The sequence below is a fragment of the Amycolatopsis sp. NPDC049253 genome (assembly GCF_040678995.1).
GTDB lineage: Bacteria > Actinomycetota > Actinomycetes > Mycobacteriales > Pseudonocardiaceae > Amycolatopsis.
Genome location: NZ_JBFAQX010000016.1, coordinates 1 through 25723 on the forward strand (window position 1 = coordinate 1; position 25723 = coordinate 25723).

A 25723-nucleotide genomic window follows, 5' to 3' on the forward strand; every position below is an offset into this window, starting at 1 on the left:
CCGGTGTGCTGACCGTGCGGATCCCGGTCGCCGAAACGGCGCGGCCGCGGCGGATCGCGGTCTCCACCGGAATGTCCGCGCGCCGTCAGGAGATCTATGCGGCACGGAAAATCCTCGCCATCACCTGAGACGGTTTCGAGGTCACGGTTGCGCACAGGCGTTGACGCGGCAGCACGGCGGGCGGTTGGATTCCCGATCGTGCGTCGAAGAGAACTGGTCCTCGCGGCCTGCGCTTTTGTCGTGGGTGGCGCGGTGGTCGCCGTGGTGATGGAACTGAGCGGTGGGCAAGCCGCACCGCTGGTCGCGCCCGTGTCCCCAGTCGCCGCCCCGAAGCCGGTCACGGCCGCGCCCGACCCGGCGGCGCTTCCCCCGGCAGTGCCGAGTTCGTCTGTTCCGCCGGGCGTTTCGTCGGCAGCCGCGCCCCGCGTTCACGTCGCGACCGCGCCCGCGGTCAAAACGCACGCGTCGACCCGGGACGAGGCGCCGTCGGACCGGATCCGCGACCGTGTCTACCAGCAGCCGCTGAACCCGCGGCCCCAAGGCCAGGTGACCGGGCCGGGCATCATTCCGCAGAACGGCACGAAAACGGGCAACACCGGCCCGTCCGACGAACCGGTGACCACCCCGACGGCACTGCCCAACCCGGCCGAGAACCCGCCCCCGTACACGCCGCCGGTGCAGCCCAGCTCGTGAGGGCGGTCAGTTCACGTTTCACGAGAACGTCGTTCGTGCGCCGGGTGTCCAGGTACTCGCGCGCCGCGGCGATCTTGCCGTCTTCGGGCATGTTCTTCCCGAGCTCGGCAACTGCGTTGACCACATCGTCGCGGTGTAGACCCCCGCGATCGGGAAGTCCTCCGGCCGGCCCATCGTCATCCCCCACCGAACGCCGCTACGGGAGCCGGTACCCGACGATCCGCAGCGCGAAGGTGCCGTAGAGCGCCGCCACTTCGGCCGCGGTGTAGTGGCCGTCCGGGTGGAACCACGCCTTCGCGTTGTTGCCCATCTCCAGGATCGCGAACGAGGCGACCCGCGGCTCGGGCACATCGAACCGGCCTTGCGCGCAGCGGTGTCTCCAGGTTGCGGATCTCGCTGTTGCAGACCGTGACCTCGGCGGGGTTCTCGAGAAAGACCAGCACCGTCACCTCGGTGGCGCGCCGCAGCTGGTCCGCCAGGTCGGTCACGCCGTCGAGGGCGACCAAGGCACGGTCCATCGCCACGTCCATGATCCGGTAGAGAAGAGCCTGCTTCGACGTGACGTGGTTGTAGAGGTTCGGCGCGGAGACCGCGTCGTCTGCACAGAAGAACGAGACTGTTTGTCGCCATTCGAAGCCCCCGTCGGGCGAGTAACTCCATACGTTACCAGTACCGACAAGCGCTATTGCGGCAAATCGCGAATCACGAAAATGGCTTTGCGAAGTCGATGGTGTAGCTGTCGAACGGGTAGTCCATGATCACGCCAATTGGACAGCGGCACCTACTCGCCGGGTCGAGTTTCTGCGCCAAGAACAGAATATCCACGCGGTCGACCTGGCTCTGGTTTTCCATCGTTTCCTGCGACTGACTCTGTGCGCGGTCCGCCAGGTACACGCTCAGGCCGGCCGCGGTGAGGACAACGGCGATCACCGCCGGCACCACCGAACATCACCAGCGGCGCCGGCGCGGTCGCGCTGCCGTTTCCTTGATCAAGCTTGCGGTTCGTTGGTAGACCACACTTCTGTCGGGTCCGGGTGACCGAAGCATTGCCAGACAACGACTGCCGGTTCGCGGGGCACCCCGGTCGGTGGTATCCAGTGGAGAGTTGACCGGCACCCCAGGTGCGGTGCAGCTGACGAGCCCGTGCTCCGGTCGGTCCCGGTGCTACGGCTGGGCGATCCACACTGCCGCAGCACCGGGAACCGGTTCGGACTCGACGAGCCCAGCGGAACAGGTGGTTTCGTCAGACCAGCGCCGGTGCGGCGGTGTCCTGCCGGTTTGCGCGGGTGTACTGGGCGCTGCCGAACGCGAGGATCAGGAAGCCGATGAGGCTGAACAGCCACAGTCCGATGAGGCCGAACGCCTTACCCTTGCCGAAGCTGCGGGCGAGGTCGATCGAGACGATGGCGTGGACGACGACATTGACCAGCGGAATGATGTACAGCACGAGCCACCAGCCGGGCCTGCCGACGATCTTGAGGAGCGTGTAGATGTTGTAGAAGGGGATGATGGCCTTCCAACCGGCCGCGCCCGCCTTGCTGAAAATGCGCCAGAGACTGACGATCGCGAGCAGTGCCCCGACGACGCCGACAGCCGAGGTGAAACTGGAATTCATCGATTGCTGCTTTCTTCTGATGGGGATCGTGCCTCGTGGCCGACTGCGACTCCCGACGCGATTCGACGTGCTGCGCGCAGGTTGATTTCGGGGGTATTCGAGGCGTTCGGTGGCACGATAGCGATCAATGTCCGGCACTGCCGTGCTGCCCGTTCCGGGGCTGCGCGTTCTTACGGGTAGCTTTGCCCGCCGCTACCCAGTGGGATCCCGGCTCGATGAGCTGCTCCCGGCGCAGGTACATTGTCCCTCTTTTTCGTGTGATGGCCCGAGGCTTACTCGCACTGGGGAGGTTGAGCTAGTGCCGCGTCTTGCAACGTGGGTAGGTAATCCGGTCGGCAGTACTGCTCGTCGGGCGGCGGCGCATGGCCGACCACGCAACACGTTCTCCTCAATCGCAGCCGATCACCGGGACCAAGATCGATCGCGGAGCCGACGGCCGGCGGCGGACTGATCGATTCCGCGGTAGACATCGGTGACGTGAGTGGGGCAGTCACCGATCACACCGGCGTCTTCGGTCAGCGTGTCCGGTCCAGCGCTCCAGCGTGCGCAGTAGTCGGCGAGCGCGTCGTGCACGCTCGGCACAGTGGCGGGCTTCACCGCCGAACATAGGTGCAACGCCGCCATCGTCGTCGCGGTCGGCAAGCAGATGGGCGTACCCGAGCAGGGCTGGGTGGTCGCGATCGCCGCCGCTATGCAGGAATCCAGCCTGCGCAACGTGTACTACGGCGACCGCGACTCGGTCGGGTTGTTTCAGCAACGACCGTCGGTGGGGTGGGGCACCCCGCAACAAGTCGCTACATCGACCTACACGGAAACGAAATTCTTCGAACACCTCACGGCCACGCCGAACTGTCAGAAGATGAGCCTCGACGACGCCGCGCAAACCGTGCCGGGGTCAGGATTCCCGACCGCCTACGCCCAGCATCGCCACCACCCACGAGGAACACGGCTGCCCCTGAGCCGTCAGGTCGTGGCGCTGGTGCGGACGGGTATCCGGCGGACAGCTCCTCCGGGTGTGGGTCGTCACGCGAAGTAGTGCCCCGCTTCGAGGTCGGCGATGAGGCCGGGGTGTGTCGGTGTCCACCCGAGCAGTTGCCGGGTGATGGTGCTGGAGGCGGGCATGTCGGTGCCCAGGAGGGCTCCGAGGGGCATGCCGAACTCCTCTGCGGGGCGGGACTGGGCGGGCACGCCGACGCCGCGCGCGATGGCTTCGGCGATGGCGCGGAAGGCGACTCCCTCGTCGCCGACGGCGTGCAGGACCGATCCTGCGGGCGCTTTTTCGATCGCGAGCCGGTACAGGGTCGCGGCGTCCTTGACGTGCACGGCGGGCCAGCGGTTCATTCCGTCGCCCACGTACGCGGAGACTCCGGTTGTCCTTGCCCGGGCGGTGAGCTGGGGGATGAAGCCGTGTTGCTCGCCCTTGCCGTGTGCGGATCGCGGGATCATGACGAGGCTTGCGCGGACGCCGCGATCGGCGGCGGCGAGGGCGGCCTGCATGTTCTTGATGCGCGCGGCGATGGGTCCCTCTGGCACCAGTGCGTCGCGCTCGGTGGCGGCTCGCCCCGGCACGGTGATGGTCGCGCCGGTGACGAGCAGCGGTTTGTCGGTGCCGGCGAGCGCGCTGGTGAACGTGTCGATGGCGGCGGCATCGGCCGGGGCACCGCCGATCTGCCCGAGTTCGTGGGCGTAGGCGAGGTGGATGACGCCGTCACTCTCTTTCGCCGCGTCTCGGAGGGTGTCGAGGTCCTCGAGGCCGCCACGGCGGGCTTCGGCGCCCAGCTGCTCGATCGCGGCGGCGGCGGTGTCGGAACGGGCGAGGCCGATGACCTGGTGGCCGGCGTGGATGAGCTCGGGGACAACTGAGGATCCGATCCAGCCGGAGGCGCCGGTGACGAAGATGCGCATGTGATACTCCCTGCACGTGATGCGACTGTGTCGCATCGAAGCTACGTGATGCGACGCAGTCGCGTCAATGGGGTGATGCGATGCTGTCGCATCGGTTATCGTGTGAGCATGAGCAGATGGGCCCCGGATGCGCGTGAGCGACTGGAGGATGCGGCGCTCGAGCTGTTCTCAGCTCAGGGATACGAGAACACGACGGTGGCGCAGATCGCCGAGCGCGCGGGCCTGAATCGCGCGACCTTCTTCCGGCACTTCGCCGACAAGCGCGAGATCCTCTTCGGCCGAGAGGACGAGCTCGCCACCCTGTTCTCCGACGCGATCCGCTCCGCACCGGCGGAAGCAGACGTGCCCACCTGTCTCCTGTCCGCCTTGCACGCGGCGGACGCGAGGATGACAGCCGATCAGCGCCCCAGGGCCGTCGCGCGGCGCCGGATCGCCGACGCGAACATGGACGTGCAGGAGCGGGGGTTGCTGAAGATCGCACGGACCACGACCGCGGCCGCCGACGCGCTCGCGGACCGCGGCGTCGATGAGCTCACCGCGCGCCTCGCCGCCGAGATGCTGATCCTGGCATTCAGCGCCGGCCTCCGCGAATGGATCAACACCGGCGAGCCCGCAGAACCGTTCTCATCCCACGCCGCGACAGCCCTCGAAGCGATCCGCGACCGCGCCGGACTCCTCCGAAACCCAACGACCACGAAGACATGAACCTGCTCCTGGACCCAGCCTGAGACCGAACGGGAGCACTCGGGTTCCCGAGACCCATCCGCCCCGCCGACCAAGATCTCAACCACGCTCTCAGGCGTCAGTTCAGCATGAGTTTGTCCAGGCAGATGAGCGACCAGCTCAGGCCGATGACGGCTTGGTGGACATCGAATCGGAGCAGGCCGGGGAGTTTCGCGACCAGAGGGAGGTGGGTGGTGACGCAGCATTCGCGGAAGTGCTCCGGGGCCAGCGGGCGGTAGAGCACAGTGAGACGGCGCATCGGAATCCTTTCTCGACACTCCACAATGGATCGATCGCCGTGTGGCCGACGGCTGCGCAAGCCGGAGACACGGCGGGAGAGATCACGGTGCCGGTGGTGCAGCGGCGCCAGGGGCGGTGGGCACAGCCAAGCCTTCCGATGGGTGTAGCCAAGAGGGCTTCACCCGCTCGAACCGCTGCGGTCACGGATTCAGGTCCATGCGCCAGCGCTGGCTTCAGGAAACTCCCGCCGTCCTCCTGTGTTGGCAGAAGCGATGGACAACGTCGGCTCGGTTCCAGGGCACAGCATCTCGAATTTCGCGGTCGCGCACGAGCATCTTCAACGGGCCGGTTTTGTCGCGACTGCGCCTGAACCAGTAGCCGGTACCCGGTGTCGGGCAGTTCGCCGAAAGTGGCTTCTCTTCGCTTGTCCAAACCGTTCAGCTCACGGCACCAGGTCCTCGCTGTCGACAGTCGCCGGCAGGGCTCGTTGTGCTACGGTCGCCCGAATTGGCCCGGAATTCGCCCAAGTTCCGAGGGTGCCGCGGCAACGGCCCGCGCCGACGTGCGCTCGCAGGACCGGGGGGGTGGCGGCTTCTCCGTGCTGCCGAGGAGCGCCATCGGAAACGAGAGGATGGGACTGCCCGTGTCGAGGGTGACCAGCGTGCCCGGTGATCGTGTGCTCGCCAAGGTGGCGGTGCGGATCATGCCGTTCCTGGCCCTGCTGTACTTCGTGAACTACCTGGACCGCGTGAACATCGGCTTCGCCGGGCCCAACGGGATGAACACGGCCCTCGGCCTGACGGCCACGGCGTTCGGCTTCGTCTCCGGCATCTTTTTCCTCGGCTATCTCATCCTCGAAGTGCCGAGCAACCTCGCGTTGCACCGGTTCGGCGCCCGGCGCTGGCTGGCGCGGATCATGATCACCTGGGGTGTCCTCGCCACGGTGCTGGCCTTCGTGCCCAACGCGACGACGCTGATCATCCTACGATTCCTGCTCGGCGTCGCCGAAGCGGGCTTCTTCCCGGGCATCATCCTGTACCTCACGTACTGGTTCCCCGCCGCGCAGCGCGCGAAGGCCGTGGCGCTGTTCATGGTCGCCGTGCCGGTCTCCTCCGCCATCGGGTCCACGCTCTCCAGCCTGCTGATCGTCGGCGGACACGGGGTGTTCGGCCTCGAAGGCTGGCGATTCATGTTCCTGGTCGAGGGTGTCCCGGCGATCCTGCTAGCCTTCGCGACCTGGTTCTGGCTCACCGACAAGCCGGAAGACGCGAAGTGGCTCGCCGCGGACGAACGGCAGTGGCTCGTGACCGAGCTGGAAAACGAACGGAAGGCGACCGTTGCCGAGCACCACTGGCCGCTGAAGAAGGCACTCACCCACCCGCGGATCCTCGCGCTGGCGTTCGTGTACTTCGCTGTCGCCTACGGGTTGTACGCGCTCGGCTTCTTCCTGCCGACGATCATCGCCGGGTTCGGCGCCCAGTTCGGCACGAAGCTGACCGTGGTCCAGTCCGGGCTGGTCAACGCGATCCCGTACGTGATCGGCGCGGTGGTGATGGTGTTCTGGGCGCGCCACGGCGACCGCACCGGCGAGCGCACCTGGCACGTGGCACTGCCGATGCTGGTCGGCGGCGCCGCCATCCCGATCGCGCTGTACCTCGGCAACCCCTACGCCGCGATGGTTGCCGTGACGATCTGCGCCGTCGGCGTGTGCTGCGCGCTGCCGACGTTCTGGGCGCTGCCCTCGAACTTCCTCGCCGGCGCGGCCGCCGCCGGAGGGATCGCACTGATCAACTCCCTGGGCAACATCTCCGGCTTCGCGGCGCCGTACATCACCGGCTGGCTGCGTGACCTGACCGGCACCCAGCGCACGGGCCTGTGGGTCGTCGGGGCGTGCATGGTCGCCGGCGCCGTCGTCACCATCGCGCTGGGCGCCCGGCCACGGACGTCAGCGGTGCCGGAACGGAACGCCAGCTCCACAAAGGAGTCGTAGGCGGCACCGGAGCTACATCATCGCGGCGGACATCATGGCCATGCCCGCGGCCATCAACGCCTGGGTGGCGATGGTGAGCTGGGCGCGCCTCGATGCGGGTGGCTTGGTGCGGCGCCGCGCGACGAGCTCCGAGAGCCACCAGGCGCCGGCGACGGCGGAACCGCTGGTGAGCAGCCAGTCGAGTCCCGTGACGAGCGGTGGCGCGCTGGTCAGGGCGGGCGCGGTGTCCACCATGAGCCTGTGCATGCCGGACATGTGCACGGCGGGCATCGAAGAACCGTGATGGCCGCCCACACCGGCGGCAGCAACCGGAGCCGGTAACAGACCGTCGGTCATCACCGCGTACATCCAGGCCATCGCGAGCATCATCAGAGCGTGGTAGGCGTTCGACCGGCGGTGCTCCTCAGTCCGCACCGCGGCGACCACGAACCACACCGCCGCCAGCAGGAAGAACACCAAAGGCCCCGTCGACGGAAGGCCGGCACCGCGCGGCCAGGCCATCAACGCCATCGCGAGAGCCATGAGCGCGTGCAAGGAATGTCCGACGACGCCCCGCCAGGGAAGGCGGCCGACGGCGATCCCGTGCACGCGCTCAGCCGCGCAGACGGCGAAAAGCTCTCGCCTTGGCCACGGCGCCTCCACAGGTCGGCTGGACGATCAGGCGAGCGGTTTCCGCGCTGCCCGGTCGACGGTTCTGCCCATGATGGGTTCGAACCCGAAGGGGGTCAACCTGCGCCCGCGACGCCCGGCTCGCTCAGTGACCGCGGGCGATCCACTCGTCCAGGTGCGGTGATTCCTCGCCGACCGACGTGCCGTCGCCGTGTCCGGTGTGGACTCGAGTGCCCTCGGGCAGGACCAGCAGGCGCTCCCGGATGGACGAGATGATCGTCGGGAAGTCCGAGAACGAGCGGCCGGTCGCGCCCGGTCCGCCGGCGAACAGCGTGTCACCGGTGAACAGGGTGCCGGCCTCGGGCAGGTACAGGCAGATCGAGCCGGGTGAATGCCCCGGCGTGTGGATGAACTCCAGTGCCGTGCCCGCGACCGCGATCCGTTCGCCGTCCTCGGCGCGCCAGAACCGCTGTCCGGGATGGGTCAGCTCCCACAGCTCCCGGTCGGCCGGGTGCAGCAGCACCGGCGCGTGGAGGTGATCGCCCAGCTGCGGGGCGACGGTGACGTGGTCGTTGTGGCCGTGGGTGCACACGATGCCGACGACGTTGCGGCCGCCGACCGCCTCGGTGATCGCCTTCTCGTCGTGCGCGGCGTCCACGACCACGACCTCGTCGTCGTCACCGACGAGCCAGACGTTGTTGTCGACGTCCCACGTGCCACCGTCGAGCTCGAACACGCCCGACGTGACGACGCGGTCGATGCGGAAGGCGCCGCTCACAGGATCACCACCGACCGCAGCACCTCGCCCGCGTGCATGGTGTGGAAGGCCTTTTCGACGTCGTCGAGGGAGATCCGCTCGGTGACGAACTTGTCCAGGGGCAGCCGGCCCTGGCGGTGCAGATCGATCAGCATCGGGAAGTCGCGCTCCGGCAGGCAATCGCCGTACCAGGAGGACTTCAGCGAGCCGCCGCGGGCGAAGAAGTCCAGCAGCGGCATCTCCAGCCGCATGTCCGGCGTCGGGACGCCGACGAGCACCACGGTGCCGGCCAGGTCGCGCGCGTAGAACGCCTGCTGCCACGTCTCGGGGCGCCCGACCGCGTCGATCACCACGTCGGCGCCGAAGCCGCCGGTGAGCTCCTGGACGGCGGCGACCGCGTCGGTGTCCGCGGCGTTGACCGTGTGCGTCGCGCCGAGGTCGCGCGCCCAGGCGAGCTTCCGGTCGTCGCGGTCCACGGCGATGATCGTCGTCGCCCCGGCGAGGCGGGCGCCGGCGATCGCGGCGTCGCCCACTCCCCCGCAGCCGATGACCGCCACGGAGTCGCCGCGGCCGACGCCGCCGGTGTTGACCGCGGCGCCGAGCCCGGCCATCACGCCGCAGCCGAGCAGGCCGGCGACCGCCGGGTCCACGGTCGGGTCCACCTTCGTGCACTGCCCGGCGTGCACGAGGGTCTTGTCCGCGAACGCGCCGATGCCCAGCGCCGGGGTCAGCTCGGTGCCGTCGGTCAGCGTCATGCGCTGCGTCGCGTTGAACGTGTTGAAACAGTACTGGGGGCGGCCGCGTTTGCACGCCCGGCACTGCCCGCAGACCGCGCGCCAGTTGAGGACGACGAAGTCCCCCGGCTCCACGGACTCCACGCCGGCACCGACGCTTTCCACCGTGCCTGCGGCCTCGTGGCCGAGCAGGAACGGGAACTCGTCGTTGATGCCACCTTCGCGGTAGGTCAGGTCGGTGTGGCAGACACCGCACGCTGCGATCGCGACGACCACTTCACCGGGGCCGGGGTCCGGGACCACGATGTCGGTCAGCTCGACCGCCGCGCCCTTCGACCGGGCGATCACCCCGCGCACCTGCTGTGGCATTCCCTGAAACCTCCGTTGGTCACCGGCCGAGGCATGCGTGGCAACGCATGCCTCACGCGACCCTAAAACGGGTGACCGCGGCTGCGACCTGGTCGTTGGTCGAGGGAAACCTGGTCTTCCGGCCAGGGCCGGTGGTCGTTATCGTGATCCCGGTGTCCGACCCCGACGAGCTGACCGAGCTGCGGGAGGTCGTCGAGGGCCCGCTGCGCGAGATCGCCGCGCGGTTCTCGCGGTTCCTCGCCGACCGCTGGCCGCACCAGGCGCTCGTGATCTTCACTCTCGAGTGCACCGGGCGTCCGCGCAAGGTCGCCGGTGCCACGGCGGTCACGGAGAAGATCACCATCGCCGAGCTAGAGCAGCTCAAAGCCACCGTGCCGCACGACAGCCAGCTGACCACGCATGCCGAGCTGGGCGGCACCGACCGCACCGTCTGGGCCGCGCTTGACGCCGGCGGCACCCTGCTCGTCCTCGTCCCGCGGTCCCCACGGGCGCGGTGCCCGCAGCCGGCGCTGCTGGGCGCGTTGTTCGGGATCGTCGCGACCTCCATCCGCCAGCAGGTCGCACAAGCCAGCCCGGACTACCTGGCCGAGTCCCGCGCGGCCTCGACCGAACGGGCGCGCACGATCGCCGAAATGGCCGCGGCCCACGAAACCGCGCTCGTCACGGTCCTGACCGCGCTGCGCTCCACCCGCCTGGACGACCACCACGCCCGCCTCGCCGCGACCGACGCCGCGTCGGCCGCGCTGGTGGCCCTGCGCTCGGCGCAGACGTCCGACCTGGCCCTGTCCGAAGAGCCGGCCCACAGCGCGTTCGCCAGGCTCCGCCGGGAAGTCCGGCAGATGCTCCGCCACCACGACGCGGAGCTGGAGTTCGTCGCCCCGCCGAAAGACGCGCACCCGCTGCCCGGCGAAATCGCCCACGCGGCCCGCGCCATGACCTGCACGACCGTGCTGGCTTTCACCACCCAGCCCGACCTGACCCGCCTGCGGATCGCCTGGTCGACCGACACCACCACGCTTTACCTCGACATCCGCGACCGCGAATCCGGCCACCTCGACGCCGCCGGCCTCCGGCGCCAGCTCGACGGCCGCGCGAAAACCCTCGGCGCGACCGTCGAGGTCGACGCCGTCCCCGGCTGGGGCAGCCGGGTCGCCATCGCCGTCCCGTTCGAGCCCGCCTCGGACCAACCCGACGACGCCCTGCTGTCCGCCCTCAACCGCCGCGAGCTGGAAGTGCTGCGCCTCGTGTCGAGAGGGCAACGGAACAAGTCCATCGCCGAGGCTCTCGGCATCACGGAGAGCACGGTGAAGTTCCACGTCGCGGGGGTGCTGAAGAAGCTGGACGTGAGCTCGCGCGGGGAGGCTGCCGCGCTGGCGCTGGCTGCGGGAATCGCGACTGCCGACTGACGGCGCGCGACGGAGCCGGGCAAGCCCGGTCCGCGTCAGCCGGATTTCCGGCCCCGTTCGAGCAGCCCGCTCAGCTCGCCCGCGAGGGCGACCGAGGCCTCGATCTCGGACTTGCGGATGGACACGCTTTCCACCAGGAAGCCGAAAGGCAGACCGAGCCTGCGGCAGAACGCGATCAGGTCGCGGGCGGTCGCCAGGCAGTGCGCGGAGGATTCGGCCAGTGTGTCGTCGGCGTGGCGCAGGGAGTTCTCCAGCCAGCGGGGGACGTGGACACCGAGCCACTTGAGGAAGGCCAGTGTCTTGACCGAGCCGCACACCGAGAGCGTGAACAGGACGGGCTTCGGTTCCAGGTGCCGCTCGCGGCAGGCGTAGAAGTAGTCCGAGACCATGCTCTTCGCCGCGTCGGAGCTGTAGATCACCTGCGAAATGAAGTACTCGCAGCCGGCCTGCTGCTTGGCGATCAGCCGCAGGTGCTCGTCGGGGCGTTCGGTGATGGCGACACCGCCGAGCGGCAGATCCGGACGGACGTCCCGGCGCAGCGCCTGCGCCGGCGACAGACGGGTCCGCACCTGCTTGTCCTTCGAAGACGCGCCGACGAACACGGTGAGCACCCGGTCCGCGTCGGCCGTCTGCAGCCAGGTCCGCAACTGCGCCTCGCTGTACTTGCCGACGCAGCGGTAGACGACCGCCGGACGGTCCCACTCGCCCAGGTATTCCGCGTGGTAGACGGCGGGATCAAGCGTCGGCAGGTAGGGGAACGGCCGCTCCGCCGGGTTGCGGTCACTCTCGTCGTCGATGTCGTACAGCGCCAGGCCGTCCACCTCCAGGGTGTCGAGCCGCGCCAACGTCGCCGCGGTGATCTCCCGGATCCGCGCGGGATCGGTGCTCAGGCGGGGCGGCGTGATGCCGAACAGCAGGATCTCCCTGCCGGCGTCGGTCACCAACGTCCGGAGAGGCGTGCTGTCGCTGTGGTCCACCATGACGCGGAAGCTAGCAGCTCGGCCGTCGGACAGCAGGTAATGCCCTCGTGGGCACGTCGGCCGGGCAGCGAGCCGCGCGCTCGGGAACAGCAGTGTCCACAGTGGCCGAGGCCGCGCGGTGAGGCGTGTCCGAAACGTTGCCGTCTCGTACTCCTCGGGCCGTAACGACCGGCGTCGGCGGCCGATGTTTTGCGGCGGGGACAACGAGGTTGGGTGGTACACAGTGGACGAGTACGACATCGAGAACCATCCGGACCTGATGGACCCGGACTGGCGGCGGCACGCCGAGAAGGAGGCGTGGGTCGATCTGCGGCGCAGCCGCGGCCGGGCGAGGTGGCGCAAGCGGTTGACGACCTCGGCGGCGGTGGTGGTCGTCGTGGCGGGAGCGGGAGTCGGGCTCTACGTGTGGGGGAAGTCGACGGCCGAGCAGAGCACCGATGCGGTCGTCGGCGCGCCGGCGTCGGAATCGGTGGCGACGACGGAGGCCGCGCCGACCGACCTGCCGGACCAAGGGCACGTCGACCTGACGCGGCCGTTCGACAACACCCCGGCGCAGAACTGGCCCGAGGGGATCGCGGGGCTGACCGTGCCGGCGGCGGCCAAAGTGGGCGCGTTCTCGGCGAAGCAGGTCGGGCAGGCCGAAGACCAGGTGAAGCAGGCGATCACCGTGGCGCAGTTCGACCCGGACACGCTCGATCGCCACAACCCGGCCAAGTACGCCGCGCTGGTCGCGCCGGACGCGAGGCCGGACGTCAAGGCCCACCCCGAGGGTTACGTGATCTACCTGGCGGACGGCTATCACCTGCTGCCCGTCTCCCCGCGCATGACCGGGGCGCTGACTGTGAAGCCGGGCAAGGCCGGTGAGCTGCTGATCCACGCTTCCTACGTCGTGGCCTACGCGTTCGACCCCGGCGACCACCCGGTCTCCGGCCCGGGCGACCTGGACCCCTTCGTCCGCGTCGACGCCGACTACACGGTGCGCAGCGGATCGCACTGGCAGGCGTCGAGCCGCGGGCTGTGGGTGGACAAGTTCAGCTCGTACTTCGACAGCGTCGCGTGCACGAATGACGAGAAGCTCACACCCGCGTTCAGTGACCACGACTACTTCGCCACGTCCGTGTCCCCCGAGCCCGGCCGGTTCGACCCGAGCAAGCCGATGCCCACGCTGGACAACTGCCACGGCACCCCCGGCTAGACGACCCCGGCCTCGATCAGCTGTCGCCAGATCACACCCTGATCGACGACCTCGACACCGAGTTTCTCCGCCTTCGTGAGCTTGCTCGCGCCGACGTCGGCACCGGTGATGAGCAGGTCGGTGCTGGCCGAAACCGACGAAGCGGTGGTGGCGCCGGCCTGTTCGCACAGCCGCTGGAAGGTCGGGCGGGGGACTTTCTCGCCCGACCGCGGGTCACTGATCCCGCCGGTGATCACCACGGTCTTGTCGGCGAGTGGCGCGCCGGCGGCCACGACCGGCGGGAGGTCTTCCTCAAGGACGTCGAGCGAGACGCCGCGCTCGCGCAGCCGTTCGAGTTCGGGCCGCAGCCGCGTGAGGTGCTCGATCAGCGACGCGGCGACCTTCGGGCCGATGTCCTCGACCGCCACGAGCCCGTCTTCACCCGCCTCGGCGACCGCCTCCAGCGAGCCGAAGCCCGCGCGGCACAGCCGGGCCGCAGTGCCCTCCGACGCCATCGGGATCGCCAGCCCGATCAGGGCGCGGCGCAGACCGACGCGGCGGCTGGCGTCGATCGACTCGATCATGCGCGTGGCCGAGACCTCGCCGATGCGGTCGAATTCGAGGAGCTGTTCCTTGGTCAGCCGGTAGAAGTCGGACGGGTGCTCCAGGATGCCCATCTCGGCCAGCCGTTCGATCCACACCCCGCCGATGGCGTCGATGTCCGCGGCCGCGCGTGAGGCCCAGTGGATCAGCCGCCGAACGGTCTGGGCGGGACAGGCGACGTTGGTGCAGAACAGTTCCCGGCTGTTGCCCTGCTCGGTCAGCGGCTGCTCGCACGACGGGCACCGGGTGGGTGGAACGATCTCCCGCTCCGCACCCGTGCGTTTCGACGCGTCGAGCACGCCGGCCACGAACGGGATCACGTCGCCGGCGCGGCGCACCAGCACAGTGTCACCGATCTTGATGCCGCGGGCCCGGATGACCTCTTGGTTGGCCAGGGTCGCGCGGGTGACCGTCGTGCCGCCCACGAACACCGGTTCGAGCCACGCGACCGGGGCGATCTTGCCCGTCTTGCCGACATCCCAGACCACATCGGACAGCACCGTCGTCTTCTCCTCGGCGGCGAACTTGAACGCCAGCGCGCCCCGCGGTGAGCTCGAACGCGTGCCGGCGGCCGCATACGCGTCGCGGTCGGCCAGGCGCAGGACGGCGCCGTCGAGGTCGTAGTCGAGGTCGTTGCGCTGCTGCTCGATCTTGGTGATCACCGCCTGCGCGGCCTCGGCGTCGGCGCAGCGGCGCATGTCGGCGGCGGTGAAGCCGAGCGTCTGGAGCGCGCGGGCGAGGTCGGTGTCCGCGCTGTCGGGATCGGTGTCCAGGTCGAAGGCGAAGAACCGCAGGCGCCGCTCCGCGACCGTCGCCGGGTCCTTCGCGCGCAGGGTGCCGGCGGCGGCGTTGCGCGGATTGATCAGCGGCTTGTCGGGATGGGCGGTGTTGTAGGCCGCGAACGTGGACCGCAGCATCACCGCCTCCCCGCGGACCTCGACCCGGCCGGGCGCGTCGACCTTGTCGGGCACGCCGTCGGTCAGGGCCCGGACGAGGACGGTCACGTCGTCTCCGGTCGTCCCGTCGCCGCGCGTGACCGCTCGGGCCAGGCGCCCCTGCTCGTAGACGAGCGCCAGCGACAGGCCGTCCAGCTTGGGCATGACCACGACGGGCTGCCCGGGGAACCGGTCGAAGAACGCCGCCACCTGCTCGGGCTTCGTCGCCTTCTCCAACGACAACATGGGCCGCGAATGCCGGATCGGCGCGTGCAACACCGCCGGTGCGCCCACCTGCTCCAGCGGGTTCGGGTCGGGCGCCAATGCGGGGTTGGCCTCGATCAACCCCCGCAACTCGTCCTCGACCACGTCGTACTCCGCGTCCGCCACCACCGGCGAGCCCCGGTAGTACGCGTCGCGCAGCACCACGATCTGATCGGCGAGTTCCTGAATCCGCTTCCGAGCATCCACGGCTGAGGACGCTACCGGGGGACACCGACAGAAGTGAGGCCGTGGCTGGTCACGGGCCGGGTGATTTTTCGCCGGAGGAGGGGGCCGTGCGCGTCAGTACCCGGCCAGGTCGTGTTCGGTGCACACAGTGTGGCCGGCAGGCGGCAGCGTGCGGTCGCTGTCGAGCTTCCCGCCGTGCAAGACCCAGGCTTTCGCCCAGCGGACGGCATCGTGGTCGCCGCCCGGCTCGGGCGCGATCCGTACCCGGCCCTGAGTCCATTAAGGACCTTCAGCCGATCTTGACCCGTTTCACGGAGACACCCCGCCGGTACGGCAGAAGCCAGTGCAGGAGCAGCCCCGACAGCGCCGAGACCGTCACGGCGCCCGCCGAGCCGAAGATCGTGAACTGCTCGTCCACCTTGATGCCCGCCGAGGTGGTGATGACCCAGCCCAGGCACCACAGCACGGGCGTCGCCACGGCCCAGGCCCAGCGGTGGCGCGCGCCGCGGGGCAGGGCGGCCAGCTGCGCGCCGCCCAGGATCACGCCGGTGAAGGCGCCCATGACCGCGAGGTCGGACAGGGAAGTCCCGTAGTCGACGGCGGCCGCGCCGACGAACAGGCCCGCGCCCATGCCGAGGGTGGTGGCGGGGATCCAGCGCAGCGGGTCGAGCCGCCGGCGGCTGACGAGGGCCTGGCCGGTGCCGACGACCAGCCCGGTCACCGCACCGCCGAACAGCGCGGCCAGCGGACTGTCGACCCGGCCGACGACGGCGCCGCCCGCAACGCCGCCGAGGGGGAAGGCGAGGAACCCGACCGTCCAGAGCACCCACGTAGCAAAAAACGGGTTGCGCGTCATGGCCGGCACCTCCGGAAGAGGACGCCGGTCGTCGGCCTGAGGCGGGTGGTCGTGCCCGCGGTGGTGAGTGCCATGTCGGCCCCCTCTGGGCGCGATGTGGACGCCGTCGGATCACGGTACGTTGCCGGGTCCCTGGTCGAGGTCGATCGAGGAGACGGCCGAAGTGCGCGAGCGCGGCCGCGTGGATGCTCGGGATCGCGGCGGATCCGCAGGACACGGAAGGCATCCGTGCGCAGGAGGCGGGTGCGCGCTCAGCGCCGGTGAGCGCCACAAAGCCGGAGTTTTCACACCGGTCGCCGTAGGTCGCGAAGATCGTGATCACGGGTCCTGGGCGCGGCGGACGACGTTCGCGAACGAGGACCGGAGCTGTCCGCGATCGGTTCTAGCGTCGGACCGGTCTGAAAGCAGCAGGAAGGAAACCCAGTGAACTTCGCGTCCCTACGGATCATCACCGGCGACGTCGGGCGGCTCGTCGCGTTCTACGAGCGGGTCAGCGGACACGCGGCGAGGTGGAGTACGCCCGACTTCGCCGAGGTCGGATTCCCGTCGTGCACGCTGGCGATCGGGAGTACGCGCACGGTCGGGCTGTTCGCGGCCGGATCGGCGGAGGCCGGGAAGAACCGGTCGGTGATCGTCGAGTTCATCGTGGACGACGTGGACGCGCGATACGCCGAGCTGAGCGAGTGGCTGGAGGAAGTGGTGACCCCGCCGACGACGATGCCGTGGGGGAATCGCGCCTTGCTGTTCCGCGACCCCGACGGGAATCTCGTCAACATTTTCACACCGGTCACCGAGGAGGCCGTCGCGAAGTTCGCTGCCGTGTCACGGTAGGCGCGCGCCCGAGCGGAGCCGGCGACACTGGCCGCGCGGACCGGGAGCCGGGGTCACCGGATGTGAAGCGGCCCAGCGCGCCGCGGCTGTCGTCGACGCGTGAGCGAGCCGGGTGGTCCATCCTTTTCGGACAGACCAACCGGCTCGCTCAACCCCCGGCGCGCAGGAACGTTCAGGCGGGTTCGACGCGGAACACCGCGATCCGGTCGGCCGACTCGGCGACGGCGTCCGGTGAGGCGGCCCCGGCCAGCCCGGTCGTCACGAAGCGTTTGCCGACGCTCGCGGGGCTCGTCGCGACCAGTTGGCGCAGCAGCGGTCGCCGGTCCTCCACCGGGACCTCGACCAGCCGCGCCGTCGAGGTTTTCCGGCCTCTGGTGAGCGTGACGGTGTCCGCGGCGCGCGCGTTGGCGACCCAGGCCGCTTTCGGGAAGGCCTGGAAGATGTAGCGGCCGCCGCCGAGTTCGTTGACGGCGATGGGGAACGTGCGCGGCTGCCCGGTGCGCCGGCCTTTCACGGTGAGCAGCTGCATCGGCCCGAACGCGATTCCCCCGCGCTGCAGTCCGACAATGATCTTGTTGATGGCGTTGGTCATCCGGCGGTAGCTGTCTGAGGTCATGCCGCCGATCGTATCTCAAGTTCTACGAGAAAGATATAATATCGAACGCGTACATCATAGGAGCGCCCGCACCGCCCCGGACGCGATACCCTACGGATTCCATACGAACCACGAGGGGGCGGCGGCATGAGCCCAGACCGGGCCACGGCGCGGCGGCGCAGGCAGCTGACGACATCGGTCAAGGACGCCGTCCGCGACCTGAACATCCAGCTGTCGCTGCTCAACCGGCGCTTCGGCAGCCGCGTGGAGCTGCGCGACGTCGACTGGACCTGCCTCGACTTCATCAACCGCCACGGCCCGTTGTCGCCGACCGAGCTGGCGCGCCGCTCCGGGCTGCACCCCGCGACACTGACCGGCATCCTGGACCGCCTGCAGAAGGGCGGGTGGATCGTCCGCGAGCGCGACCCCGAATCGGCCGATCGCCGCGCCGTGACGCTGCGCGGGGTGCGCGAGCGCAACGCCGAGCTGTTCCAGGTCTTCTCCGGCATGAACACGCGCATGGACGACCTCTGCGACCGGTACACCGACGCGGAGCTCGAAGTGATCGCCGACTTTCTCCGCAGGACGTCCACGGCCGGGGAGGATTCCGCGGAGGAACTGGCGCGGTGAGGCGCGGCCCACGGCCGAGGTGGATCCCGGCCTCGGCGTCAGCCGGCCGGTCGTCGTCCCGGGCCGACCCCGCAAACGAAAGTGCCGGCGGAATCGCGTTCCGCCGGCACTCCCTCCTTGCGCGTGGTCTTCAGGGCCCCCCCGGCACCCGAGAGATCAGCTACCCGTGGCCCGGAAGATCGAAACGGCACGTGTCCTGCGCCACACCGGCTCACACCGGGGCGCCGCCCACCATCCGCAGCACCGAGCGGCCGCCGGTCCAGACGAACCGGACGACCAGCAGGCCCGCGAGCAGCAGGACGACGAGGTCGAGCCACGTCGTGCAGTTCCACGAAACGCCGTCCTGCCCGGCAGGGTCCGGACCGGCGCCACGGCCGCGTAGGAGCATGACGACGAAGCCGCGCCCAGCAGTGAAGACACCGCCAGCGTCCGCGGCCGGTCGTCGCCCAGCAGCCGCGCGATCGGGGACTTGCGCACCACCGGCTGCACCAGGCGGGCAGCACGAATCCGAGGATCAGGTCCCAGAGGATCTCCCACGCCATCGACCCCGCCAACGCCGGCGCGTGCCCGATCGCTGCCACCTGACCGCCGGATACGGCGCGGAGGTATTCCGCCGCAGACACTGACCCGCGCGACGGATCCGGGCCAGGCGAAGGACCTCGTACTGCAGGTGGGTCCACGCCCGGCGCCGGGAGCTCGTCCGGCGACGACGGCGCCGAGCCAGGAGGACAGCGCATCGAAGGAACGGGTGCCCGGTTCGCTGAGCTTGAAGCCGTCGAACGTCCGGCTCGGCGTGTCGCCGTCGAAGTACCAGTCGCGCCCGTGTCGGTCTCCTTCGGTCCGGGGCCGCCCATTCTGCCCAGCTCAAGGCCGGTGCCGCCGCGGAAAACGCCGTGGCGGCACCGGCCGGGCGGGCCAGGGCCGACCGCGTCGAAGGCCCCGGCGAAGCTACTCGGCCAACCGCGCCTGGACCTTCGCAACAGCCTCGGCCTGCGACGCGTTCACCTGGCGCGCCGAAGCCGTTTCCGCGCCGCAGAACGTGTCGGCCGCCGGGCGGGTGCCGTCCACCAGGAACCGGGTCACGGCGTTGTAGCCGCAGGCGTTGAGCGTCGGCAGCCAGACGCCGTGGCCGCCCTGGTCGACGGTGACCATGCGTGCGCGGTCGCCGAAGAGGCGCCGGGTCTCCAGCGCGCCGGACAGCGGCGTGCCCGGGTCGCGCGTGTTGTTGACCAGCAGCAGGTTCGACGGGCCCTGGTCGCTGAACCGCACCGGCTTCTCGAGCGGCGCGCCGGGCCAGGAGGCGCACGGCCAGACGTTCGCCACCCCGGCGCCGAACAGCGGGTGCCGGACTCGGTCCGTCGCGACGTTGCGCTGGTAGGTGTCGATCGAGCGTGGCCACGCGTTGTCGCCGCAGACCACGGAGATCATGGTGCTCTTCTGGCTCTGCAGATCGGTTTCCCCGCCCTCGGGCGCGGGCAGCGGGCCGGCCTCCCCGCGCTGCAGGCCCTGCCACAGCTGCGCCAGCGTGGGGAAGCTGGAGTTGCTGTACACCAGGGAGAAACTGCTCTGCCGGAACACCGAGCCGTCCAGCGTCCCGAGGGGCTGCCGGTCGAGCCGGGTGGCGAGGCGGTGATACGTCGCCGTCACCTCCGCGGGCGTGGCGCCGAGGCCGTAGGTCGCGTTGCGCGCCGCGGCCCACTTCGCGAAGTCCGGGAAACGCTGCTCCATGCCCTCGCCGAAACGCCGTGCCGCCGCGAGGTCGAGGCCGCCCGGGCCGGTGATGCTGTCGAGCACGATGCGGTCGGTCCGCGAGGGGAACAACGTGGAGTACACGCCGCCAAGGTAGGTGCCGTAGGAAGCACCGTAGTACGAGATCTTCTGCTCCCCCAACGCCTCCCGGATCCGGTCCAGGTCACGGGCGGTGTTCGCCGTGGTCAGGAACGGCAGCAGCGGCGCGGACTTCGAAGTCGCACACTGCTGCGCCACCTGCTCGGCGGCCGCGGCGGCCTTCGTGACGTCCGCGGAGTCGTAGGCGTACTTCGGGAAGATCGGCAGCTGCGCGTCGGTCAGGTTGCAGCTCACGGGCGTGCTGTAGCCGATGCCCCGCGGGTCGAAGCCGATGAGGTCGTACTCGGCGAGCACGCTCGTCGACATCCCCGCACGCGCCCACTCCAGTGGGAAGTCGAGGCCGGGCCCGCCCGGCCCGCCGGGGTTGAACACCAGTACCCCGCGCCGTTTCGCCGGGTCCTTGCTGGGCAGGCGCGAGATCTCGACGTGGATCTTCGCCGCGTCCGGGTGCCGGTAGTCGAGCGGCACTTCGACGGACGCGCACCGCAACTCCGGCGAAGCCACCTCGGCCGGGCACGCACCCAAGTCCACAGTAGACCCGGAAGCTGACGCCGGCGCCGCCAGCGACACCACCGCCCCGGCGACCACGGCAAGGATCACGGATTTCCTCAGCACTTTCGGTTCCCTCGTTTCATCGGGCGGATCATCGGCGCGGCTCCCAGCGGAACAGCCGCGTGGCCAGGGCGATCGCGACGATCACCCAGGCGAGCGTGGGCGCGAGCAGGATCAGGGAGCGGGCCACGGGCACGCCGCCGTTCCAGGCGTCGAGCACGAGTTCCGTGGCCGAGCCGCCGGGCAGCAGGCGCTTGAGCAGCGTGAGGTGCTCCGTGCCGCTCACGCCCACCCAGCCGGCCACCCCGATCACGCCGATGGTCACCGGCAGGGTGGTCACCTGGGCGTGCTCGGGCGAGTTGGTGAGGCCGGCCGTGGCGAGGCCCAGCGCGAGCATCATGACCACCGTGGCGACGACGGCGACCACCAGCAGCACCGGGTTGCTCGGCTTGCCGGCCACCGCGGCCAGCACGCCGAGGATCACGGTGAGCTGCACCAGCGTGAGCACGGTGATCGGCACCAGCAGCCCGGCGAGGATGCCGGCGTCACCCGCCGCGGTGGAGCGCAGGCGTTTGAGGAACAGGTTCTGGCGGCGGGACGCGAACGTGGTCACCGTGGTCGTGTACAGGCCGATCGCGACCACGAAGAACAGGACCAGCGCGGCGATGTAGCCGAGGCTGCCGAGGTCGGCGAACATCTCGTGCCGGTTGACCAGAAACGCGCTGAGCGCCACCGGCAGGACGACGGCGGTCACGAGCACCAGCCGGTTGCGGAAGAGCTGGATCAGCTCTCCGCGTGCGATGGAAAGCATGGGAAACGTCCTTCTCTCAAGGGTTCACGAGCTGCCGAGGGCACGGAAGACGTCGTCGAGCCGGGTCGGGCCGGCTTGGAGGTCGCGCAGCTCCACCGCGTGGTCCTGGGCCCAGCCCAGCAGCGTGTGGAGGTCCTTCTGCAGGCCGAAGGTCTCGATGAGGAACCGGCCGTCGGGCTCGCGCGTGGCGTGCAGCGGCGGAGCCGGTGCGTCGCGCGGAAGTCCGAAGTGGATGGTGGCGGGCAGCGTCCGGGTGAGCTCGGCGACGGTGCCCTCGCGGTGGAGGGTGCCGCGGTGCATGAACCCGATGCGGTCGGCGCGTTGCTGGGCTTCTTCGAGGTAGTGCGTGGTGAGCACGATGGTCGAGCCGTCTTCGCGCAGCCGGTCGACGGCGGTCCAGAGGGCGTCGCGCGACTGGATGTCGAGGCCGGTCGTGGGCTCGTCCAGGAAGATCAGCTCCGGCGTGCCGAACACGGCCGTCGCGAAGTCGAGCCGGCGCTTCTCACCACCGGAGAGCTGCGAGACCTTGGTTCCGGCCTTGCGCTCGAGGTCGACGACGCCGAGCACGCGCTCGACCCGGTCGGCGCGTTGCGTGAGCGACCCGATCAGCCGCACGGACTCCCGCACCGTCAGGTCCGGCGAAAATCCGCTCTCCTGCAGCATGATCCCCATGCGCGGCCGCACTTCGCCGCGGTCGCGCGGGCTCTTCCCGAAGACGCGCACGGCGCCCGAGCTGGGCACGCGGTGGCCTTCGACGGTCTCCAGCGTCGAGGTCTTCCCGGCGCCGTTGGTGCCGAGGAGCGCGTACAGCTCCCCGCGTTCCACTTGGAACGAAAGGTCCTTCACGGCCTGGAAATCGCCGTAGGTGAGGTTGAGGCGATCGACGTCGATGACGGGTGTCGTGGACATGGTCCGATCTCAGCCGGGTTCGGCCGCCGCCGGCAGTGCGGCCGCGTCACCACTTGACCATGACGTTCCTGGCCCCCGGGGCATGACGTGGCGTCACTGGTGGCACCGCCGGGCCTGGGGCATGCTGGGGCGAAAGCGCTGTTCGGCGTCGGATGGAGGACACCCGGTGAATCCCGCGGCGCGCAGGACGACCTGGGGCGGCGGGGCCATCCAGGAACGGGTGCGCAGGCTGAACCTGATCACGACCGTGCCGCCGCTCGCCGTCGTCGGGGTGGTGCTGGTGGTGTTCACCTCGCACACCTGGCTGCACGTGGTGATCCTGACCGTCGGGGTGCTGGCCGCCCTCGCGACGGCCGAACGCTGGACGGCGGGCGACTTCGTCCGCGTCGCGGTCCCCTGCCTGGTCCTGACCGCCGTCATGTGGCTGGTCGGGGCACTGACCGACAACACCGGCGCGTTCTACGGCCTGTCGCTCGTCGGTTCGTTCCTGATCCCGCCGCTCCCCCGCTACCGCCTGCCGGCGTTCTTCGGGCTCGTCGTGCTCGTCGCCGCGGTCGGCGCGACGAACCTGCTGGCGTTCCCCGGCAACCCCGGCGGCCGGCTGGTGCAGTACGTCGCGATCCCGACGTTCGCCGTCGTGATCTCGACCGTGTTCATGTTCGCCAGCCAGCGGTTCTACGACCTGGTGGCGGAGCTCGAGCAGTCCCGTGAACGCGACGCCGAGCTGGCCGTGATCCGCGAGCGCATGCGCTTCGCGAGCGACCTGCACGACATCCAGGGCCATACGCTGCACGTGGTGAAGCTGAAGGTCGCGCTGGCCGAGAAGCTGCTGCACAGCAACGTCGACCGCGCGGGCCAGGAGCTGCGGGAGGTGCACACGCTGGTCGGCGACACGATCGTGGAGACCCGGGAGCTCGCGTACGCGCAGCGCCGCCTCAACCTGTCCGCCGAGTTGGAGAACGCGAAGAACCTCTTCGAGGCCGCCGGCATCCACGTGCGCGTGGACCGCGAGGCCGAGGTCGACGCCCGGGCCGGCGAGCTGCTCGGCCAGGTCCTGCGCGAGACGACCACCAACATCCTGCGCCACGCCCAGGCCCGGCAGGTGCGCATCACGCTCACGGAATCGGGGATCTCCATCGTCAACGACGGCGTGCCCGAGGCCGAGCCGCCCGACCTCAACGGCCTCGCGACGCTGCGGCAGCGCCTGGCCGAAGACGGGGGCGAGCTGCGGGTGGAACAGGGGGCCGGCCGGTTCCTCACGGCCGCGCGGTTCCCGGTGAAGCCGCGGGAGGCCCGATGACCACCGTGGTCCTGGCCGACGACGAAGCCCTGCTGCGCAAGGCGCTCGCCGCGTTGCTGCCGCTCGAAGGCGAGATCACCGTGCTCGCCGAGGCGGAGGACGGCGCGGATGCCGTGCGGGCGACGCTGGAGCACCGGCCCGACGTGCTCGTGATCGACCTCGAAATGCCCACTGTGGACGGTCTCGGCGCCGTCGCCGAAATCCGCCGCACGCTGCCGGACCAGGTGATCCTGATGCTGACGCGCCACGCGCGGCCGGGCGTGCTGCGCAAGGCGCTGAAGCTGGGCGTGCAGGGGTTCGTGAGCAAATCGGCCGAGCCGGCGCACATCACGTCGGTGATCAAGACGCTGCACGAGGGCAAACGCTGGATCGACCCGGACGTCTCCGCGCTGGCCGTGGTGGACGACAACCCGCTGACCGATCGCGAGGTCGACGTGCTGCGCGCCACTCGTGAGGGGTTCTCCGTGGCCGACATCGCGGCGCAGCTGCACCTGGCCGAGGGCACCGTGCGCAACTACCTGTCGAACGCCATGCAGAAGACGCAGACCCGGACGCGGCACGAAGCGGCCCGATACGCCCGCGAGCACGACTGGCTCTAGCGCGTCCGTCCACTGGGGACAACCAGGCCCGGACACAAAGAAAGGCAGGAAATACCTCTCCTGCCACTTCCAACATATACCGCACCCCGGGGCTTGCGGCAAGACCCCGGTGACGGCGCACAATCGTCCACCGTGGCCGGACCCCGGGGTTGTCCGGCCCGGAGTCGAAAGTGAAGCGGGGGAAGTTTTCGTGATCGATGTGCTCATCGCCGGTGGCGGGCCGACCGGCGTGATGCTGGCATCCGAGCTGCGGCTGCAGGGCCGGGACGTGGTCGTGCTGGAGCGCGACGCCGAGCCGAGCAAGATCGTGCGCGGGCTGGGCCTGCACACGCGCAGCCTGGAGGTGCTGGACCAGCGCGGGCTGCTGGAGCGGTTCCTGGAGGTCGGCACGACCTACCCGATCGGGGGATTCGCGGGCATCGCCAAGCCGATCCCGCCGAACCTGGACACCGCGTCCCCGCACACGCTCGGCGTGGCGCAGACCGTCGTCGAGCGGCTGCTGAGGGAGCACGCACTCGAGGTGGGCACCGACCTGCGGTACGGCAACGAGGTCGTCGGGCTGAGCCAGGACGACGAAGGCGTGACGGCGGAGCTGGCCGACGGCTCGCAGCTGCGAGCGCGTTACCTCGTCGGCTGCGACGGCGGCCGCAGCACCGTGCGCAAGCTGCTCGGGATCGCGTTCCCCGGCGACCCGTCGCGGCAGGAGTGGCTGCTCGGCGAGGTGGAGCTGACGGCTCCCGCCGACGAGGTGCTCGCCGTGATGACGGAAGTCCGCAAGACCCAGCTCGGGTTCGGCGCCGGCCCGCTGGAGACCGGGGGCTATCGGCTCGTCACGCCCGCCCTCGAAGTGGCCGGGGACCGCACGCGCCCGCCGACGCTGGAGGAGCTTCGGGAGGCGACCCGCGCGACCGCCGGAACCGACTTCGGCATGCACTCGCCGCACTGGCTGTCGCGCTTCGGCGACGCCACCCGCCTGGCCGAGCGCTACCGCTCCGGCCGCGTGCTGCTGGCCGGCGACGCGGCGCACATCCACCCGCCGATGGGCGGGCAGGGGCTCAACCTCGGCATCCAGGACGCGTTCAACCTCGGCTGGAAGCTCGCGGCCGCGGTCCGCGGCTGGGCGCCGCACGACCTGCTGGACACCTACGAGACCGAGCGGCACCCGGTGGCCGCGTCCGTCCTGAACAACACGCGCGCGCAGGCCGAGCTGATGTCGCTGGAGCCGGGTCCGCAGGCCGTGCGCCGGCTCGTGTCGGAGCTGATGGACTTCGAACAGGTGCGGCGGTTCCTGATCGAGAAGGTCACCGCGATCGGGATCCGCTACGACTTCGGCGCCGGCCCCGACCTGCTCGGCCGGCGGCTGCGCAACGTGAACCTGAAGCGCGGCCCGCTCTACGGTCTGATGCACGCCGGGCGCGGGCTGCTGCTCGACCAGACCGGCGCGCTTTCGGTGGCGGGCTGGGCGGATCGCGTGGACCACGTCGTCGAGGTCAGCGAGGAGCTGGACGCGCCCGCCGTGCTGCTGCGACCCGACGGGCACGTGGTGTGGCTCGGTGACGACCAGCAGGAGCTGGAGACCCGGCTTTCGCGGTGGTTCGGCGCCTGATTT

At 70.0% G+C, this 25723-nt stretch carries 26 protein-coding genes and 2 pseudogenes; 11 read left to right on the top strand and 17 right to left on the bottom strand.

Annotation, left to right across the window (positions count from 1 at the left end; translation table 11 throughout):
- Positions 1-198: 198 nt before the first annotated feature.
- The gene (locus AB0K15_RS29960) at positions 199-693 is read left to right on the top strand and encodes a hypothetical protein (protein ID WP_364057656.1); all 495 of its coding nucleotides are present in this window, start codon (positions 199-201) and stop codon (positions 691-693) included.
- Positions 694-889: 196 nt separating this feature from the next.
- Here AB0K15_RS29960 and AB0K15_RS29965 read toward each other — a convergent pair.
- The 3 genes and pseudogenes from AB0K15_RS29965 to AB0K15_RS29975 all read right to left on the bottom strand — a co-directional run.
- A pseudogene (locus tag AB0K15_RS29965) lies at positions 890-1051 on the bottom strand (TetR/AcrR family transcriptional regulator); the annotation flags it as partial.
- 344 nt (positions 1052-1395) lie between these two features.
- Positions 1396-1623 (bottom strand): hypothetical protein, encoded by a 228-nt coding sequence (locus AB0K15_RS29970; RefSeq protein ID WP_364057659.1) that lies wholly within the window; start codon positions 1621-1623, stop codon positions 1396-1398.
- Positions 1624-1936: 313 nt separating this feature from the next.
- The gene (locus AB0K15_RS29975) at positions 1937-2308 is read right to left on the bottom strand and encodes a DUF5684 domain-containing protein (protein WP_364057662.1); all 372 of its coding nucleotides are present in this window, start codon (positions 2306-2308) and stop codon (positions 1937-1939) included.
- A 583-nt stretch (positions 2309-2891) separates the two neighbouring features.
- Between AB0K15_RS29975 and AB0K15_RS29980 the strand changes: the two genes are divergently transcribed.
- On the top strand, positions 2892-3344 hold the full coding sequence (locus tag AB0K15_RS29980) for a hypothetical protein (RefSeq protein WP_364057665.1): 453 nt from the start codon (positions 2892-2894) through the stop codon (positions 3342-3344).
- Here AB0K15_RS29980 and AB0K15_RS29985 read toward each other — a convergent pair.
- Positions 3332-4213, bottom strand: a complete 882-nt coding sequence (locus tag AB0K15_RS29985) for an SDR family oxidoreductase (protein ID WP_364057668.1) — start codon at positions 4211-4213, stop codon at positions 3332-3334. The genes AB0K15_RS29980 and AB0K15_RS29985 overlap by 13 nt on opposite strands.
- A gap of 108 nt (positions 4214-4321) precedes the next feature.
- Here AB0K15_RS29985 and AB0K15_RS29990 point away from each other — a divergent pair, with 108 nt between their 5' ends.
- Positions 4322-4918, top strand: coding sequence for a TetR/AcrR family transcriptional regulator (locus tag AB0K15_RS29990; protein ID WP_364057671.1), 597 nt, complete (start codon positions 4322-4324; stop codon positions 4916-4918).
- Positions 4919-5015: 97 nt separating this feature from the next.
- Here AB0K15_RS29990 and AB0K15_RS29995 read toward each other — a convergent pair whose 3' ends face one another.
- Positions 5016-5195, bottom strand: coding sequence for a hypothetical protein (locus AB0K15_RS29995; RefSeq protein ID WP_364057673.1), 180 nt, complete (start codon positions 5193-5195; stop codon positions 5016-5018).
- A 612-nt stretch (positions 5196-5807) separates the two neighbouring features.
- Here AB0K15_RS29995 and AB0K15_RS30000 point away from each other — a divergent pair.
- Positions 5808-7166 carry an MFS transporter gene (locus AB0K15_RS30000; RefSeq protein ID WP_364057676.1) on the top strand — a complete coding sequence of 453 codons (1359 nt, stop codon included), beginning with the start codon at positions 5808-5810 and terminating at the stop codon, positions 7164-7166.
- Between the two features lie 12 nt (positions 7167-7178).
- On the opposite strand, the gene AB0K15_RS30005 is transcribed toward AB0K15_RS30000, so the two are convergent.
- The 3 genes from AB0K15_RS30005 to AB0K15_RS30015 all read right to left on the bottom strand — a co-directional run bounded on the left by AB0K15_RS30005 (position 7179) and on the right by AB0K15_RS30015 (position 9635).
- Positions 7179-7808 carry a DUF5134 domain-containing protein gene (locus tag AB0K15_RS30005; RefSeq protein ID WP_364057679.1) on the bottom strand — a complete coding sequence of 210 codons (630 nt, stop codon included), beginning with the start codon at positions 7806-7808 and terminating at the stop codon, positions 7179-7181.
- A gap of 112 nt (positions 7809-7920) precedes the next feature.
- Complete coding sequence (locus AB0K15_RS30010) at positions 7921-8553, bottom strand: MBL fold metallo-hydrolase (protein WP_364057682.1); 633 nt, start codon at positions 8551-8553, stop codon at positions 7921-7923.
- Positions 8550-9635 (bottom strand): S-(hydroxymethyl)mycothiol dehydrogenase, encoded by a 1086-nt coding sequence (locus AB0K15_RS30015; protein WP_364057685.1) that lies wholly within the window; start codon positions 9633-9635, stop codon positions 8550-8552. Before AB0K15_RS30015 ends, AB0K15_RS30010 begins: the two co-directional genes overlap by 4 nt.
- Positions 9636-9787: 152 nt before the next feature.
- Between AB0K15_RS30015 and AB0K15_RS30020 the strand changes: the two genes are divergently transcribed.
- Positions 9788-11041, top strand: coding sequence for a helix-turn-helix transcriptional regulator (locus AB0K15_RS30020; RefSeq protein ID WP_364057688.1), 1254 nt, complete (start codon positions 9788-9790; stop codon positions 11039-11041).
- Between the two features lie 35 nt (positions 11042-11076).
- On the opposite strand, the gene AB0K15_RS30025 is transcribed toward AB0K15_RS30020, so the two are convergent.
- Entirely contained in the window at positions 11077-12021 is a 945-nt protein-coding gene (locus AB0K15_RS30025; RefSeq protein WP_364057691.1) for a 5,10-methylenetetrahydrofolate reductase, read from the bottom strand.
- Between the two features lie 223 nt (positions 12022-12244).
- Between AB0K15_RS30025 and AB0K15_RS30030 the strand changes: the two genes are divergently transcribed.
- Positions 12245-13216 carry a hypothetical protein gene (locus AB0K15_RS30030; RefSeq protein ID WP_364057694.1) on the top strand — a complete coding sequence of 324 codons (972 nt, stop codon included), beginning with the start codon at positions 12245-12247 and terminating at the stop codon, positions 13214-13216.
- On the opposite strand, the gene ligA is transcribed toward AB0K15_RS30030, so the two are convergent.
- Positions 13213-15204 (bottom strand): NAD-dependent DNA ligase LigA, encoded by a 1992-nt coding sequence (gene ligA, locus AB0K15_RS30035; protein WP_364057697.1) that lies wholly within the window; start codon positions 15202-15204, stop codon positions 13213-13215. The two genes, AB0K15_RS30030 and ligA, sit on opposite strands and share 4 nt — an antisense overlap.
- A 268-nt stretch (positions 15205-15472) precedes the next feature.
- Positions 15473-16039, bottom strand: coding sequence for a hypothetical protein (locus AB0K15_RS30040; protein WP_364057700.1), 567 nt, complete (start codon positions 16037-16039; stop codon positions 15473-15475).
- Positions 16040-16462: 423 nt separating this feature from the next.
- Between AB0K15_RS30040 and AB0K15_RS30045 the strand changes: the two genes are divergently transcribed.
- Positions 16463-16870, top strand: coding sequence for a VOC family protein (locus tag AB0K15_RS30045; RefSeq protein ID WP_364057703.1), 408 nt, complete (start codon positions 16463-16465; stop codon positions 16868-16870).
- Positions 16871-17042: 172 nt separating this feature from the next.
- Here the strand turns inward: AB0K15_RS30045 and AB0K15_RS30050 are convergent, their stop codons facing one another.
- Entirely contained in the window at positions 17043-17486 is a 444-nt protein-coding gene (locus AB0K15_RS30050) for a nitroreductase family deazaflavin-dependent oxidoreductase (protein ID WP_364057706.1), read from the bottom strand.
- Between the two features lie 126 nt (positions 17487-17612).
- Here AB0K15_RS30050 and AB0K15_RS30055 point away from each other — a divergent pair, with 126 nt between their 5' ends.
- Positions 17613-18095, top strand: a complete 483-nt coding sequence (locus AB0K15_RS30055) for a MarR family transcriptional regulator (RefSeq protein ID WP_364057709.1) — start codon at positions 17613-17615, stop codon at positions 18093-18095.
- Between the two features lie 211 nt (positions 18096-18306).
- Here the strand turns inward: AB0K15_RS30055 and AB0K15_RS30060 are convergent, their stop codons facing one another.
- The 5 genes and pseudogenes from AB0K15_RS30060 to AB0K15_RS30080 form a co-directional block, all read right to left on the bottom strand.
- Complete coding sequence (locus AB0K15_RS30060) at positions 18307-18483, bottom strand: hypothetical protein (RefSeq protein ID WP_364057712.1); 177 nt, start codon at positions 18481-18483, stop codon at positions 18307-18309.
- A 308-nt stretch (positions 18484-18791) separates the two neighbouring features.
- Positions 18792-18911, bottom strand: a pseudogene (locus AB0K15_RS30065) (dihydrofolate reductase); the annotation flags it as partial.
- A 132-nt stretch (positions 18912-19043) separates the two neighbouring features.
- Positions 19044-20558 carry an alpha/beta hydrolase gene (locus AB0K15_RS30070; RefSeq protein WP_364057715.1) on the bottom strand — a complete coding sequence of 505 codons (1515 nt, stop codon included), beginning with the start codon at positions 20556-20558 and terminating at the stop codon, positions 19044-19046.
- Positions 20559-20586: 28 nt separating this feature from the next.
- On the bottom strand, positions 20587-21306 hold the full coding sequence (locus AB0K15_RS30075) for an ABC transporter permease (protein WP_364057718.1): 720 nt from the start codon (positions 21304-21306) through the stop codon (positions 20587-20589).
- A 24-nt stretch (positions 21307-21330) separates the two neighbouring features.
- Positions 21331-22215: an ABC transporter ATP-binding protein gene (locus AB0K15_RS30080; protein ID WP_364057721.1), complete on the bottom strand. Its 885-nt coding sequence runs from the start codon at positions 22213-22215 to the stop codon at positions 21331-21333.
- 166 nt (positions 22216-22381) lie between these two features.
- On the opposite strand from AB0K15_RS30080, the gene AB0K15_RS30085 reads away from it, so the two are divergent.
- The 3 genes from AB0K15_RS30085 (at position 22382) to rox (ending at position 25720) form a co-directional block, all read left to right on the top strand.
- Positions 22382-23515, top strand: coding sequence for a histidine kinase (locus AB0K15_RS30085; RefSeq protein WP_364057724.1), 1134 nt, complete (start codon positions 22382-22384; stop codon positions 23513-23515).
- The gene (locus AB0K15_RS30090) at positions 23512-24114 is read left to right on the top strand and encodes a response regulator transcription factor (protein ID WP_364057727.1); all 603 of its coding nucleotides are present in this window, start codon (positions 23512-23514) and stop codon (positions 24112-24114) included. The genes AB0K15_RS30085 and AB0K15_RS30090 overlap by 4 nt, the downstream gene beginning before the upstream one ends.
- A gap of 190 nt (positions 24115-24304) precedes the next feature.
- Positions 24305-25720, top strand: coding sequence for a rifampin monooxygenase (rox, locus tag AB0K15_RS30095; RefSeq protein ID WP_364057730.1), 1416 nt, complete (start codon positions 24305-24307; stop codon positions 25718-25720).
- Positions 25721-25723 lie beyond the last annotated feature (3 nt).